At 65.5% G+C, this 13,973-nt stretch carries 12 protein-coding genes; 3 read left to right on the top strand and 9 right to left on the bottom strand.

The window, feature by feature from the left end; translation table 11 throughout:
• Nucleotides 1-5 precede the first annotated feature (5 nt).
• Nucleotides 6-1,301: an NAD(P)/FAD-dependent oxidoreductase gene (locus tag AC1TXO_RS12565; RefSeq protein WP_486406625.1), complete on the top strand. Its 1,296-nt coding sequence runs from the start codon at nucleotides 6-8 to the stop codon at nucleotides 1,299-1,301.
• On the opposite strand, the gene AC1TXO_RS12560 is transcribed toward AC1TXO_RS12565, so the two are convergent.
• A complete protein-coding gene (locus tag AC1TXO_RS12560; RefSeq protein WP_486406835.1) occupies nucleotides 1,302-1,565 on the bottom strand; it encodes a helix-turn-helix domain-containing protein in 264 nt (87 codons plus the stop codon). It lies immediately after the preceding gene.
• A gap of 22 nt (nucleotides 1,566-1,587) precedes the next feature.
• Nucleotides 1,588-1,971, bottom strand: coding sequence for a type II toxin-antitoxin system RelE/ParE family toxin (locus AC1TXO_RS12555; protein WP_486406624.1), 384 nt, complete (start codon nucleotides 1,969-1,971; stop codon nucleotides 1,588-1,590).
• Nucleotides 1,972-2,169: 198 nt separating this feature from the next.
• On the opposite strand from AC1TXO_RS12555, the gene AC1TXO_RS12550 reads away from it, so the two are divergent.
• Nucleotides 2,170-2,850, top strand: coding sequence for a DUF3313 domain-containing protein (locus AC1TXO_RS12550; protein ID WP_486406623.1), 681 nt, complete (start codon nucleotides 2,170-2,172; stop codon nucleotides 2,848-2,850).
• Between the two features lie 20 nt (nucleotides 2,851-2,870).
• On the opposite strand, the gene AC1TXO_RS12545 is transcribed toward AC1TXO_RS12550, so the two are convergent.
• From AC1TXO_RS12545 to AC1TXO_RS12535, 3 genes are all read right to left on the bottom strand, one after another.
• Nucleotides 2,871-3,755, bottom strand: a complete 885-nt coding sequence (locus AC1TXO_RS12545) for an alpha/beta fold hydrolase (protein ID WP_486406622.1) — start codon at nucleotides 3,753-3,755, stop codon at nucleotides 2,871-2,873.
• A gap of 125 nt (nucleotides 3,756-3,880) precedes the next feature.
• Entirely contained in the window at nucleotides 3,881-5,188 is a 1,308-nt protein-coding gene (locus AC1TXO_RS12540) for a serine/threonine transporter (protein WP_486406621.1), read from the bottom strand.
• Nucleotides 5,189-5,277: 89 nt separating this feature from the next.
• The gene (locus tag AC1TXO_RS12535; RefSeq protein WP_486406620.1) at nucleotides 5,278-6,654 is read right to left on the bottom strand and encodes an L-serine ammonia-lyase; all 1,377 of its coding nucleotides are present in this window, start codon (nucleotides 6,652-6,654) and stop codon (nucleotides 5,278-5,280) included.
• A 146-nt stretch (nucleotides 6,655-6,800) separates the two neighbouring features.
• Between AC1TXO_RS12535 and AC1TXO_RS12530 the strand changes: the two genes are divergently transcribed.
• On the top strand, nucleotides 6,801-7,736 hold the full coding sequence (locus tag AC1TXO_RS12530; RefSeq protein ID WP_486406619.1) for a LysR substrate-binding domain-containing protein: 936 nt from the start codon (nucleotides 6,801-6,803) through the stop codon (nucleotides 7,734-7,736).
• Between the two features lie 11 nt (nucleotides 7,737-7,747).
• Here AC1TXO_RS12530 and AC1TXO_RS12525 read toward each other — a convergent pair whose 3' ends face one another.
• The 4 genes from AC1TXO_RS12525 to AC1TXO_RS12510 form a co-directional block, all read right to left on the bottom strand.
• Nucleotides 7,748-9,109, bottom strand: coding sequence for an LLM class flavin-dependent oxidoreductase (locus AC1TXO_RS12525; protein WP_486406618.1), 1,362 nt, complete (start codon nucleotides 9,107-9,109; stop codon nucleotides 7,748-7,750).
• Between the two features lie 30 nt (nucleotides 9,110-9,139).
• Nucleotides 9,140-11,248 (bottom strand): TonB-dependent receptor family protein, encoded by a 2,109-nt coding sequence (locus AC1TXO_RS12520; RefSeq protein ID WP_486406617.1) that lies wholly within the window; start codon nucleotides 11,246-11,248, stop codon nucleotides 9,140-9,142.
• Between the two features lie 318 nt (nucleotides 11,249-11,566).
• A complete protein-coding gene (locus tag AC1TXO_RS12515) occupies nucleotides 11,567-12,982 on the bottom strand; it encodes an aspartate ammonia-lyase (RefSeq protein ID WP_486406616.1) in 1,416 nt (471 codons plus the stop codon).
• Nucleotides 12,969-13,958 carry a LysR family transcriptional regulator gene (locus tag AC1TXO_RS12510; protein ID WP_486406615.1) on the bottom strand — a complete coding sequence of 330 codons (990 nt, stop codon included), beginning with the start codon at nucleotides 13,956-13,958 and terminating at the stop codon, nucleotides 12,969-12,971. The genes AC1TXO_RS12515 and AC1TXO_RS12510 overlap by 14 nt, the downstream gene beginning before the upstream one ends.
• Nucleotides 13,959-13,973: the final 15 nt, after the last annotated feature.

Below are 13,973 nucleotides of genomic sequence, written 5' to 3'. Positions count from 1 at the left end.
TTCCGATGCCTCATCAAACCGAACACACCGCCTCCTACTACGCCGCCACGGCCCGTACGGCGGCGCCCTACCCCACGCTCGAAGGCGAATTGAGCGCCGACGTGTGCGTGGTCGGCGGCGGCCTGACCGGCGTCAACACCGCGCTGGAGCTGGCCGAGCGTGGCCTCTCGGTGATCCTGCTGGAGGCCCGGCGCATCGGCTGGGGCGCCAGCGGACGCAATGGCGGGCAACTGATCCGTGGTATCGGCCATGACGTCTCGGGCTTTGCCCGTTACGTCGGCCAGGACGGCGTGCGTTACCTCAAGCAGGCAGGCCTGGACTCGGTCGAGCTGGTAGCCCGGCGCATCGAGCAGTACGGCATCGAGTGCGACCTGCGCTGGGGCTTCTGCGAGCTGGCCAATACGCCCGCGCAATTCGCGGCGTTCAACGACGAGCTGCAGGACCTGGCCGAGCTGGGCTACCGGCACCAGACCCGGCTGGTCGCGCCGCAGCATATCCACGAGATCGTCGCCAGCGACCAGTATGCCGGTGGCCTGGTGGACATGGGCTCCGGCCACCTGCACCCGCTCGACCTGGTGCAGGGCGAAGCCCGCGCCGCCAGCAGCCTGGGCGTGCGAATCTTCGAGCAGACCGCTGTGCAACGCATCGAACACGGTCCCACCGTGACCCTGCATTGCGCACGCGGCAAGGTCCGGGCGAAGAGTCTGGTTCTGGGGTGCAATGCGCACCTGGACGAGCTGGAGCCGCGCCTGACCGGCAAGGTACTGCCCGCCGGCAGCTATGTGGTGGCCACCGAACCGCTGCCCGAGGCCCTGGCGCGCAGCCTGATCCCGCAGAACATGGCGCTGTGCGACCAGAAGGTCGGCCTCGACTACTACCGCCTGACCGCCGACCGCCGCCTGCTGTTTGGTGGCGCCTGTCACTACTCGGGGCGCGATCCCAAGGACATCGCCGCCTACATGCGGCCGAAGGTGCTCAAGGTGTTCCCGCAACTGGCCGATGTGCGCATCGACTTCCAATGGGGCGGCATGATCGGCATTACCGCCAACCGCTTCCCCCAGGTCGGTCGCCTGAGCCAGCACCCGAATGTGTACTACGCCCAGGGCTACTCAGGGCACGGCCTGAACGTCACCCACTGGACGGCAAAGCTGCTGGCCGAGGCCATCGCCGTCGGTCACAGCCAGGGCCTGGATATCTTCGGCGCCGTGCCCCACCTGACTTTCCCCGGCGGCAAGGCCCTGCGCTCGCCGCTGCTGGCACTGGGAATGCTGTGGTACCGCGTGCGGGAGGTGCTGGGCTGATCAGAGGATGGCCTGCAGGCCTTTGTCGGCAATGACATTGAGCAGCTTCAGCGCAGGCCCGGCTGGCCGTGTTTCACCCTGCTCCCATTTGCGTACGGTAGACGCACTGGTATGCAAGTGCAGTGCGAAAACCGGCTGGCTGAAATTGAGCGCTTCGCGCAGGCGCCTGATATCCAAGGCAGTGAAGTCCCTGACGGGCGCAGGACAGATGGCTTCGAATTCACGCATCGTCACCTTGCCGACTGCTCCAGCCTCGTAAAGCATGGACAGATCGTCACGCAGTGACTCAATCAACTTGCTGGTCACAATACACCTCCTCGAGGACACCACAGCTTACGGCCTTGGCCAGGGCTTGCGACGACATTTCGACCAGTACCCTGCCCACCAACTGCAGCGCCTTTTGTTCAGCTTGGGTGACGTTCGCCTTGTCGCCCTTGGCGAATCCGTGAAGAAACACATAACGCTCCCCCAGACGGGCAGATAGCAAAGTTCTGTAGCTGCCACTCTTCCCGGAGCCAGGCGAGGCTATGCGCTTTTTGAACAACAATCCTCCAAGACTTGCATCCACCAGGCCGGTTTGCATTTCCCTGACCGCCTTGCACAGCAGAAAATCTGGAAGCCTCTCACGGGCCTGCCAACGGGAAAAATCACTGCGTTTGTAAATACTCATTCATCACCCTCAAATCATACCCGTAACGGGTATATGATTCTAGCGATGCACCTAGAGCGGTAGTCAGACCGCTCGGGTTTTCATGTGGGAATTCACATCACAGAACCAAGGACGCATACCAACCCCCCTGCACACTGGCCAACCGCCAAGCACCTGCTAGCGTTGTTCTGGCCCCTTCCTCAATGGACGCTGCACGCCATGAAACCGCTGCCTCGCGCTACCCTGCTGTGCGCTGCCTTGCTTGCCCTGGCCGCCTGTTCCAGCAACCGCGTCGATCCGAGCCAGTATTCCGGGTTTCTCAAGGACTACAGCCGGCTCACGCCGGCGCAGAGTGTTTCCGGGGCGCCGGTGATGCGCTGGATCGACCCCACGCTCAAGGCCGGGCAGTACCGGCAGGTGTACATCGAGCCCAGCCAGTTCTATCCCCGGCCCGAGCCTACCGCCGTGATCCCCGCGCAGACCCTGCAGGCGATCACCCGTTACTTCGACGAGGCCCTGCGTCGGGAACTGGGCAGCGTGCTGAGCGTGGTCGATGCTCCCGGTGCGGGAACCCTCGTGGTGCGCCCGGCGATCACTGCGGTGTCGACCCGCACCGAGGGCCTGAAACCCTATGAAGTGGTGCCCATCGCCCTGCTGGCCGCAGCGGTGAACACCGCGGCCGGTGGACGTGACCAGGAAGTGGATATCGCCGTGGAAGCGGCCTTCCTCGACGGTGCCAGCCAGAAGGTGCTGGCCCAGGTGGTGCGCAAGGGCACCGGGCAGGCGCTGGAGAACGACACCACGCAGCTCAAGCTCGACAACGTCAAGCCGGTGCTCGATGGCTGGGCCAGCGACATGCGCCGCAGTGTCGTGGCCCTGCGCGAGAAAAACGCACACTGACAGGCTGGGCGGCGCCGTGTTCAGGCTTGCCGGAGCAGGAACGGCAAAGCCTGTTCGAGCAGCGCCGTGGGCGCCTCTTCAGGGATGTAGTGACCGCACGGCAGTTCATGCCCCTGCACCTGCACGGCGGCGGCCTGCCACTCGCGCAGCGGGTCGAAACACTTGCCGATCACGCCGTCGCGGCCCCACATCACCAGCAGCGGCGTCGTGACCCGGTTACCTGCATCGACATCGGCCTGGTCATGTTCCAGGTCGATGCCCGCCGCCGCCCGATAGTCTTCGCACACGCCGCGCGCCGCGCCCGGCAGGGACAGGCAGCGCCGGTATTCGGCGAAGGCCTGGTCGGTGAAAGGCGCAAGGCCGGCACTGCGCCCGCCCATGACACTGCGCAGGTAACCCTCGGGGTTGGCTTCGATCAGGCTTTCGGGCAACGGCGCCGGACGGATGAGGAAGAACCAGTGCCAGTAGGCACGGGCAAAGGCTTCGTTGGTCTGGCGGTACATCGCCAACGTCGGGGCGATATCCAGCAGCACCAGGCGGGTCAGGCGTGGGGAGTGGTCGAGGGCCAGCCGGTGCGCGACCCGCGCGCCACGGTCATGGGCCATGAGGGCGAATTGCTCGAAACCCAGCGCCTGCATGAGCCCGACCATATCTGCAGCCATGCGGCGCTTGGAGTAGGTCTCGTGGCGGCTGTCGCTCTCGGGCTTGGCCGAATCGCCGTAGCCGCGCAGGTCGGCCGCCACCACGGTGAAATGCTCGGCCAGCGTCTCGGCGACCTTGTGCCAGATCACGTGGGTCTGCGGGTGGCCGTGCAACAGCAACAGCGCCGGCCCCTTGCCGCCGATGCGGTAGGCGATCTCGACACCCTCGACCTGCCGCGAGGCCTTGTTGAAACCCTGGAACATGCCAATCACTCCATTCGTGTGCTCGGGCCGCAAGGCGACCCTCCAGGTGCCGAGCATAGCTGCGGCACCGAAGGCATCAAGCACGCAAACGCAGAGTGAAGCTGCACGAATCGTGCAGCATGGCCTCAGGCCGTGAAGCCGTAGAAGATCGCCGACAAGGTGATCAACCCGATCAGGACCACGAACACGTTGGACAGCGCCCCCGAATATTGGCGCAGCGCCGGCACCTTGCGCACTGCGTACATCGGCATCAGGAACAGCAGGCACGCCAGCACCGGGCCACCAAGGCTTTCGATCAGGCCGAGGATACTGGGGTTCAGGGTAGCCACGATCCAGCAGCCCAGCACCATGAACAGCGCGGTGACACGTTCCAGGCGCTTGGCCGACCAGCGTTTGCCACGGCTGCGCAGCCCCTTGACGATCATGCCCTGGAAGCCTTCGCTGGCACCGATGTAGTGGCCCAGGAACGACTTGGTGATCGCCACCAGCGCGATCAGCGGCGCAACGAAGGCGATGACCGGCGTCTGGAAGTGGTTGGCCAGGTACGACAGGATCGAGATGTTCTGCTGCTTGGCAGCCGCCAGGTCGGCTGGGCTCAGGGCCAGCACGCAGCTGAAGCAGAAGAACATCACCGTCAGCACCATCATCACATGGGCGGTGGCCAGGGTGCGGCCGCTCTTGCGGTCGGCGTCGGCGCCGTAGCGGTGTTTCTGGTCGACGGCGAAGGCCGAGATGATCGGCGAGTGGTTGAACGAGAACACCATCACCGGGATCGCCAGCCACAGGGTCAGCAGCAGCCTGGATGCGGTCAGGCCTTCGCTCGCCTGGGCGAAGAAGGCGCCGTTCCAGTTGGGGATCAGGCTCAGGGCCAGCAACAGCAGCGAGGCGACGAAGGGGTACACCAGCACGCTCATGACCTTGACGATGATCTGCTGGCCGCAGCGCACCACCACCATCAGCCCGGCGATCAGCAGCAGCGACAGCAGCGCCCGTGGTGGCGCGCTCACGTGCAACTGGTGTTCGAGGAAGCTGGTCAGGGTGTTGGTCAGCGCCACGCTGTACACCAGCAGGATGGGGAAGATCGCCAGGAAGTAGAGCAAGGTGATGAGCTTGCCGGCGCCCACGCCGAAGTGTTCCTCGACCACCTCGGTGATGTCCTCGTTGCCGCCGCGTCGCCCGGAAAGCACGAAACGGGTCAGCGCGCGGTGCGCATAGAAGGTCATCGGGAAGGCCAGCAGCGCCAGGATCAGCAGTGGCCAGAAGCCCCCTACCCCGGCGTTGATCGGCAGGAACAGGGTGCCGGCACCGATGGCGGTGCCATACAGGCCCAGGGCCCAGGTGGTGTCGTGGCGGTTCCAGCTGCGCGAGGCGGTGGTCGAAGCCGGCGCAGCCGAATCCGCACGAACGGTCGTGGTGTTGTGTACATCAGTCATGGGTTTCGCCTTTGTAGTTGTTTTTGTTGCTCGGTGAAGCGGGTGTTGCAAGTGGATTCAGGCTGGTCGATGCAAAGATGGGAGCCGGTTCAGCACTCGACGAAGGCGACGGCCAGGCCGCCGCGCGAGGTTTCCTTGTAGTTGGCGTGCATGTCCGCCCCGGTGTCGCGCATGGTGCGGATCACCCGGTCGAGGGAGATGAAGTGCTCGCCGTCGCCGCGCAGGGCCATCTGCACGGCGTTGATCGCCTTCACGGCAGCGATGGCGTTGCGCTCGATGCACGGCACCTGCACCAGGCCGCCGACCGGGTCGCAGGTCAGGCCGAGGTTGTGTTCCAGGGCGATTTCCGCCGCGTTTTCCAGTTGCGGCGGCGTGGCGCCCAGCACTTCGGCAAGGCCTGCAGCAGCCATGGAGCAGGCCGAACCGACTTCACCCTGGCAACCGACTTCGGCGCCGGAAATCGACGCGTTCTTCTTGCACAGGATGCCCACCGCCGCAGCGGCCAGGAGGAAGGCCACCACGTCGTCGTCACAGGCGCCGGGGTTGAACTTCATGTAGTAGTGCAGCACCGCCGGGATGATGCCGGCTGCGCCATTGGTCGGCGCGGTGACCATGCGCCCGCCGGCGGCGTTTTCCTCATTGACCGCCAGGGCGAACAGGTTGACCCACTCCATCGCGCTCAGGGTCGAGCCGATCACGTTGGGCTTGCCCAGCTCCTGCAGGCTGCGGTGCAGGCGCGCGGCGCGGCGCTTGACCTTGAGCCCACCGGGCAGGATGCCCTCGTTGCGCAGGCCGTTGTCGACGCATTCGCGCATCGCCGCCCAGATGTTCAGCAGACCGCTGCGGATCTCGGCTTCGCTGCGCCAGGCCCGCTCGTTGGCCATCATCAGCTGGCCAACGCTCAGGCCATGGGTCTTGCACAGCGCCAGCAGCTCGGCGCCGGACGAGAATTCATAGGGCAACTCGACCTGCGCGTCGGCCGTGGCCGGCGCGTCGATCTCGGCCTGCTCGACGATGAAGCCACCGCCGACCGAATAGTAGGTCTGGGTCAGCAGACTGCCCTGCCCGTCCAACGCCTCCAGGCTCATGGCGTTGGGGTGGTAGTCGAGGTTCTCGTCGAGCAGGCGCATGTCGCGGCTGTACTGGAATGCCACCGGCTGGGTGCCGTCGAGCATCAGGCACTGCTCCTGCATCAACTGGTCGATGCGCGGCTCGATGCTGTGCGGGTCGATACGGTCCGGCCACTGGCCCATCAGGCCCAGCAGGCAGGCACGGTCGGTGGCGTGCCCTACACCGGTGGCCGACAACGAGCCGTACAGGCGCACCTCGACGCGCTGCACCCGACCCAGCAGGCCGCGCTCGCGCAGCAATCCGGCAAAGGTCGCCGCCGCACGCATGGGCCCCACGGTGTGGGAGCTGGACGGCCCGATGCCGATCTTGAAGAGGTCGAAAACACTGATAGCCATGCTAATGCCTGACCGCTGCGACTGACTGCGCCGCTGCGCGGCCCTCCACGAAAATTGATGAGTACTGCGAATTTGCGCGATACTGCCGCGCTCGACTTGCGATGACCAACGAAACTTCCTACACAAGCCTTTAGCAGGACTAAACGATGAAAGGGCAGCTCAACGGCCAGGTGTTCGTCTGGCTGCATGTGTTCTCCTGCGCGGCGCGACACCTGTCGTTCACCCGCTGCGCCGAGGAGCTGCACATCACCCCCGGTGCCGTCAGCCAGCAGATGCGCCAGCTCGAGGAGCGCCTGGGCTTTGCCCTGTTCCTGCGGCGCGCCCGTGGCGTGGAGCTCACCGCCGAAGGCCAGCGCCTGGCGCAGACCGTCGCCGAGGCCTACGGCAGCATCGAAGCCGAGCTGCTGCGCCTGGATGCCGGCGAGATCCGCGGCACCCTGCGACTGCGCTCGATCCCCTCGTTCCTGGCCAAATGGCTGACCCCACGCCTGCCGCGCTTCCAGCAGCGCTACCCGGACATCGAACTGCGCATGGTGGCCGAGGACAGCAAGCAAGCGCTGCACGACGGCGACTTCGACCTGGCCATCGACCTCAACGACGGCAGCTATCCGGGAATGCTCTCGACCCCGCTGCTGGACGAGCAGATCTTCCCGGTCTGCTCCCCCGCGCTGCTGCGCGGCCGGCCACCGCTGCACGGCCCGGCCGACCTGGCGCACTACCCGCTGCTGCACGACATCACCGCCTGGCGCGGCAGTTCCGAATACGCCGAGTGGGAGTTCTACCTGGAAGGCATCGGTGCCGGCGGCCTGAACGTGCGCCGCGGCCACACCTTCAACCGCAACCACCTGACCATCGAAGCGGCAATCGCCGGGATCGGCGTGGCCATCGCCCGGCGCACCCTGCTCAACGACGAACTCGAGCGCGGTACGCTGATCATCCCGTTCGGGGTGCCGATCCCCAACCACAAGCGCTATGTACTGCTGTACCCGCCCGGAGGGCTGACCCAGCCCGGTGCCCGGGCGGTGCATGACTGGCTGGTGGAAGAGGCGCAGACATTCCGCGCGCTGCACCCCTTGATGTGATGCCGGGCCTGCTACCCGGGGTACACAGGCCCTGGCGCCGACAAGGCGGTCGAAAACTGGTTCACCGCCCTGGGCAGGCCGAGGTGCTCGCGCAGGGTCCTGCCCTGGTACTCACGCCTGAACAACCCGCGCCGCTGCAGCAACGGCACCACCTGTTCGACGAACACCCGTGCGCCGGAGGGGAACATGTCGGGCATGATGTTGAAGCCGTCCCCTGCCCCGGCCAGGAACCATTCGGCCAGGGTGTCGGCGACTTGTTCGGGCGTACCGACCGCCAGGCGGTGCCCGACCAGGATGCGCCGGGACAACTGGCGGATCGTCAGGTTCTCGCGCCGGGCCAGGTTCAACTGCGCCTCGAGGAACCCGTGCGAGCCTTGTTCGAACGCCTCCACCGGGCCGATCCTGGCCCAGGGCAAGGGTGCGTCCGGGTCCAGCTCGCGGGCATCGATGCCGATGCGCCCGGCCACCTGCTGCAGCAGGCCATGCTCGCCATGCCAGGCGTTGAGCGCGTCGAAACGGGCATGGGCCTCCGCCTCGGTGCTGCCGATCACCGTCGATAACCCCGGCATGATCTTCAAGTGCCGGGGGTCACGGCCCCAGGCCTGGGCGCGGGCTTTCATCTCGCGATAGAAGGCCTGCCCGTCGGCCAAGGTGGTCTGGGTGGTGAAGATCGCATCGGCGTAGCGCGAACCGAGCGCCTTGCCGCCCTCCGACGACCCGGCCTGGACCAGTACCGGCCGCCCTTGGGGCGAGCGCGGCAGGTTCAGCGGGCCCTTGACCTGAAAGTGCCGGCCCTTGAAATCCAGGGTGTGGACCTTGCGCGGATCGGCGAAGCGCCCGGCGGCGCGATCGCCGATCACCGCGTCCTCCTCCCAGCTGTCCCAGAGCTTGAGGGTCACCTCGACGAATTCCTCGGCGCGGCCATAACGGTCGACATGCAGCGGAGCGCCTGGCAAGCCGAAGTTCTGCGCTGCGCCATCACCGGCATTGGTGACCACGTTCCAGGCCGCGCGTCCGCCACTGATGTGGTCCAGCGAGGCAATGCGCCGGGCCAGGTTGAACGGCTCGTTGTAGGTGCTCGAACAGGTGGCGATGACGCCGATGCGTTCGGTGGCCGCCGCCACGGCGGTCAGCAGCACCGTGGGTTCCAGGCGCCCGCCGGGCTGGCTGGCGACATCACCGGGCAACGCCGGGCCGTCGGCGAGGAAGACGGCGTCCAGGCAACCCTGTTCGGAAATCCGCGCGATATCGCGGTAGTAGGCAACATCGACATAGGCGTCGATGGCCGCCTCGCCCTGGCGCCAGGCGCCGGCGTGGGCGCCGAAACCGAGAATGTTCATGCCCAGGCTCATCTGCGCTGCGGGTGTGCTCATGTTGCTCTCCTGCCCATGGATCATCGGTGTTCAGAAACGCAACGCCACGCCGGTGGTGACGTTGAACGCATCGCCTGGATAGAAATTCGCCGAATCGCGCCCGCCCGCGTCGTAGGCGGTATTGGTGGCACTGGCATAACGCTGGTTGGTGAGGTTGCGCAGGTCGGCGAACACCTCCCACTTGCGGCTCGGCGCCTGGTAGCCGAACTTGGCCCCCCACAGCAGGTACGACGGCGTCTGCCAGCTGTTGGCGTAGTCGATGTAGTAGCTGGACGCCGCGCGCAGGTTGAGCGAGGCGTAGAAGCCGCTGGCCTGGCGATAGGCAAGCTCGGCCTGGTACACCTGGCGTGGCAGGCCGGGCAGTTCGTTGTCACCGAAGCGCTCGTCGTGGCGGTACTTGAAGTCGTTGAGGGTGTAGGCCTGACGCAGGTCCAGCGTATCGCCGTTGGCGCCACTCCACAGCAGTGCATTGAGCCCCGCCTCGATGCCCTGGTGCAGCGTCGGGCTGGAGTTGGAGGTGGCGGTCAGCTGGTCCTGGGTGGCGCTCGCCTGTTGCACCACCACGGTCAGCAGCTCTTTCTGCACCCAGGAACGGTACAGGGTCAGGCTGCCGTCGAAGATGCCGTGACTGCCGCGCACACCAACCTCGAAGGTCGTGGCCTTCTGCGGCCGGACATCGTAGAGGAACGGCAGGCTGGTGCTGCCCAGTTGCCAGGTCACCGGTGGGTCGATGCTGCGGCTGACGTTGCTGAACAGCTGGAATTCGGGGTTGATCTGATAGCGCAGACCCAGCCGCGGTGCCAGGTCGTTTTCCACGTATTCCACGCGGGTGGGGAAGTTGCTGGGATTGGCCGCAGTCAAGGTACTCGCCTCGATCTCGGCCTTGCGGCGTATGTTGACGAACGACAACCCCGACGACAGCCACAGGTCGTCGGCCAGTTGCAACTCGTTGGCCAGGGTCAATACGGTGTCGCGCGAGCCGGTGTAGTTGGTTTCCTGGGTCTTGAGCCCGGTGGCGCGGCTGTGCGCCTTGACGTCGGCGAGGTAGGCGCGGGTGTTGCTGAAGATCACGCTGCTGTCGCTGGGCAGGCCGAGGAAGGTATCGCCGGTGCGCAGGTAACGCAGGGTCAGGTTGACGTCCTTGGAGCGCCAGTCCTGCGGCGCCACGGCGTAGCGCCAACCATTGAGCAGCGGGTAGTTGTTGTAGGAAGCACCGACTTCGAGCCTGGCACCGTCGTCGAAGGTGTAGGTGGTCTTGTTGCCGATGAAGGTGGTGCCATCCTTGCGCCGCCCGGTGGGCACCAGGTTGCTGCGCGGGTCGTGCTTGAGCTGCGCACGGGTCAGGGTGTTGCCGTTGATCAACTGCTCTTCGCGGTACTTGAAGAATACCCGGGTCTGCAGCTTGGGGCTGAACACATGGCCGAAGTTGGCCGCGATGCCACGGCCTTCATTGCTGGCGTGGTCCTGATAGCCGTCGCGCTCGTTGTGCAGCACATTGATGTAGTAGTCGCTGTCGCCCACCACCCCGCCAGTACTCAGTTGCTGCTTGCGGTAGCCGTAGCTGCCGACCTCGAAACGCGCGTAGTTGCCAGGGTCGGTACGGCCGGTCTTGCTGACCATGTTGATCGCCCCGCCCAGCGACAGCGCGCCGTACTCGAAGGCGTTGGCGCCGTAGAGCACTTCGGTGTGATCGACCGCCTGCATGTCGAGGAAGTCTTCCTGGGTGCCGCCAGGGCCGGTAATCGGCAGGCCATCGAAGAGAAATTTGGTACCCAGCACATAGCCCTGATAAAAGGTGTTCAGCCCCGAGCCGCGTATCGAGATCTTGTTCGCGGCAGTGCCACTGGTGCCCTGGGCGAATACCCCCGGTTGCAGCGCCAATACGTCCTCGGCATTGGCTGCGCGGCCTTGCTCGACCTTGCGGTTGTCGACCACGGCAGTGTTGCCGGCCACCTTCTGCAGGCGTTTCTGGTCCTGCTGGGCGCCGGTCGCCGCAGCGCCGGTGACCGTCACCGTGCCAAGTGTGGCGTCCTCGCCCGCCAGCGCCGCCGGGCTGAAGGCTGCCAACAGCAAGGGCAGGCTGGCGGCGGTCACCAGGTTGGAACGCGGCTGAACGGAAAATCTGACTTTCGCACGCACTGCTGATACTCCCCATTCAAATAGATGGCCGGGCTTCGCTGTCGATCACGAAGTGCGGCCGGGTATTCAGAGGGTATTAGTGCAGTAGTTGTGCCAAGGGAATGAAGGGGAAGAACTCGGGTATTTATCTGTTTGATTGCCGGTGTTTTGTTTGCCGGCTGTTCGTCAAACAACAGTTTTCATATGCAAATGATCAATCAACTTTGATTCGGGTATTTCGATATAACAGACGCTGTTCGGTACGCAACAATCATTCAGCAGAAGTTAGGTGGAGATACAGACGGCCCTGCACGGAACAGGGCCATCAACGCCATCCGATCAGCGCGGCTCGAACACCGGATACGAGGCCTGCTCGATCGCCGCCATGGCCTGGGCTTCGGTCATCACGCCGGACTCGGCCATGATCGCCAGCAGCGAACGCCCCTCATTGACCGACTGGCGTGCCAGCTTGCTGACCTGGGCATAGCCCAGGCGCGGCACCAGGGCCGTGGCCACTGCCATCGAGTCGGTAAGGTGCGCCAGGTTGCGGGCTTCATCGGCCTGGATGCCGGCCACGCACTTGTCGCGAAACCGCCGGATGCCCTGGGTGAGCAAGGTGATGCTGTCGAACACCCGCGAGGCCACCACCGGTTCGAAGTGGTTGATCTCCAGTTCACCGTACTGCACCGCCTGGGCCACGGCCACGTCGTTGCCAATGATGGCGAAGCTCAGCTGGATCATCGCCATCGGCAGCACCGGGTTGACCTTGCCGGGCATGATCGAGGAACCGGCCTGGGCTTCGGGCAGTTTCAACGCGCCCATCCCGCCCACCGGTCCCGACGACAGCTTGGTCAGGTCGGCGGCGATCTTGGCCAGCGCAGCGGCGCAGGTGCGCAACTCCCCGGAAACGCGACCGAACACATCCATGTTCTGCATCGCATCGAACGGATTGCCCGGGACCTGGTAGGCGACGCCGGTGATGCTCGCCAGGTACCGGTAGACAGCCCCGCGATAGGCATGCGGCGCTCCGAAACCGGTGCCGATGGCCGTGCCGCCCAACGGCAGCGTGTGCAGCTTCTCGCGCACGGCTGCCAGCTCGTCGGCCAGACGCTCGGTCAAGGCAGCGTAACCGGAGAACAGCTGGCCCAGGCGCATGGGCTGCGCGTCCTGCAGGCAGGTGCGCCCCAGATGCAGGACATCGGCGAATTGCGTGGCCTTGGCAGCGAACACCTGGGCCAGCAGGCGCACTTCGTCGATCAACCCGGCGAGCATGGCGTGGGTGGCGATCTTCAGCGCCGCCGGGTACACATCGTTGGTCGACTGCGAGATGTTGACGTGATCGTTGGGGTGCACCACCGCGTAGCTGCCCGGGGCATGGCCGAGTTCCTGCTGGGCGCGGTTGGCGATGACTTCGTTGAAGTTCATGTTGGTCGAGGTGCCGCCGGAGCCTTCGAGCAGGTCGACGATCAGCGAATCGTCACACTCCCCGGCCATCACCGCCTGGCAGGCCAGGGCAATGGCGTCGGCCTGGGGCTGGTCGATCACGCCGCATTCCCGATTGGCCAGGGCCGCTGCCCACTTGCACTGGGCGAAAGCGTCGCGAAACGCCGGGTAATGGGCAATGCTCAGCGGCGACACGCTCAGGTTGTCGAAGCCACGCAGCGAGTTCACGCCGTAGAGCTTGTCGGCGGCAATCTGCACCTGGCCGACGTAGTCCTGTTCGACGCGCACGTCGGGGCGATCAAAAGTAGTCACGGGTATTTCCCTCATCGAATTTGACTAGTGCCTCGACTCCCTTGCCCAGCGCTGCCAGGCGCGCCAGGAAGGCATCGAGGATGACAGCACGCGCCGACTCGCAGGCATCTGCGAAGAAGGCGCCGTATTCATTGCGCCGCGCCACCAGGTAGAGCGAGCGTTCCAGGCTCAGCTCCGGCGTCAGGTGCGCGGTGACGTTGTCGACCCAGGGCATGGCCTGGAGAAAGCACATCGGGCTGGTCACCGCCCAGCCGATGCCCTCGGCGACCATCGCGGTCAGGGCGTCGGCGTTGTCCAGTTCCAGGCGGTTGGGCACCCGTACGTTGAGCCCGCGCAAGTGCCGCTCGATCTGCAGGCCGACCTGGGACAGACGGTTGAAGCGCACCACCGGCAGCACGTTGGCCAGCGCCCGCACATCGTCGATGCTGTGCAGCTCACGCCCCAGCGCCTTGGGCGTGATCACGAAGTAGCGCTCGGTGAACAAGCGGTAGCGGATCACGTCGTTGGCATCCATCAGCGGGTCGCTGGTGACGATCAGGTCCAGATCGCGGCGCAGCAAGGACTCGCCCTGCTGCGGGCTGAGCCCGGTACGTACCGACAGCTGGGTGACCTGGCCGAGCATCTGGCGGGTGAACATCGAGCCGCAGGTGGCCGCGAAGGAGTCGACCAGGCCGATGCGCAGGTCGGGCTTGACCCCGCGCCCGGCATCGAGCACCTGGGCCTTGAGGTTGGACAGCTCCTCGCTCAGCAGCGCGCCCCGGTTGCGCAGGGCCAGGCCGAACGCGGTCAGGGTCAGCGGCCGCGTGGTGCGGTCCACCAGTACAACGCCCAAGTCGTCTTCCAACTGGCGCACCAGTTGCGACACCCCGGACTGGGAGATACCCATGCGACTGGCGGCAGCGGACATGCTGCCCTCCTCGGCCACGGCAATGAATACCTGGACCGCGTACATGCCGATGAGTCTGTTGCCTGGCATGGTCGAGCTCCCGTG

The organism is Pseudomonas sp. FA117 (assembly GCF_057370475.1).
Note: the sequence above shows the minus strand (reverse complement) of the source record. Positions and strands in the feature narration are given on the sequence as shown.

Bases quoted from the DNA above. Each gene is read 5' to 3' on its own strand.
- AC1TXO_RS12510 (WP_486406615.1), bottom strand. From the start codon at position 13,958: ATGCCAGGCAACAGACTCATCGGCATGTACGCGGTCCAGGTATTCATT.
- AC1TXO_RS12525 (WP_486406618.1), bottom strand. From the start codon at position 9,109: ATGAGCACACCCGCAGCGCAGATGAGCCTGGGCATGAACATTCTCGGT.
- AC1TXO_RS12540 (WP_486406621.1), bottom strand. From the start codon at position 5,188: ATGACTGATGTACACAACACCACGACCGTTCGTGCGGATTCGGCTGCG.
- AC1TXO_RS12535 (WP_486406620.1), bottom strand. From the start codon at position 6,654: ATGGCTATCAGTGTTTTCGACCTCTTCAAGATCGGCATCGGGCCGTCC.
- AC1TXO_RS12545 (WP_486406622.1), bottom strand. From the start codon at position 3,755: ATGTTCCAGGGTTTCAACAAGGCCTCGCGGCAGGTCGAGGGTGTCGAG.
- AC1TXO_RS12560 (WP_486406835.1), bottom strand. From the start codon at position 1,565: ATGCTTTACGAGGCTGGAGCAGTCGGCAAGGTGACGATGCGTGAATTC.
- AC1TXO_RS12555 (WP_486406624.1), bottom strand. From the start codon at position 1,971: ATGAGTATTTACAAACGCAGTGATTTTTCCCGTTGGCAGGCCCGTGAG.
- AC1TXO_RS12530 (WP_486406619.1), top strand. From the start codon at position 6,801: ATGAAAGGGCAGCTCAACGGCCAGGTGTTCGTCTGGCTGCATGTGTTC.
- AC1TXO_RS12550 (WP_486406623.1), top strand. From the start codon at position 2,170: ATGAAACCGCTGCCTCGCGCTACCCTGCTGTGCGCTGCCTTGCTTGCC.
- AC1TXO_RS12565 (WP_486406625.1), top strand. From the start codon at position 6: ATGCCTCATCAAACCGAACACACCGCCTCCTACTACGCCGCCACGGCC.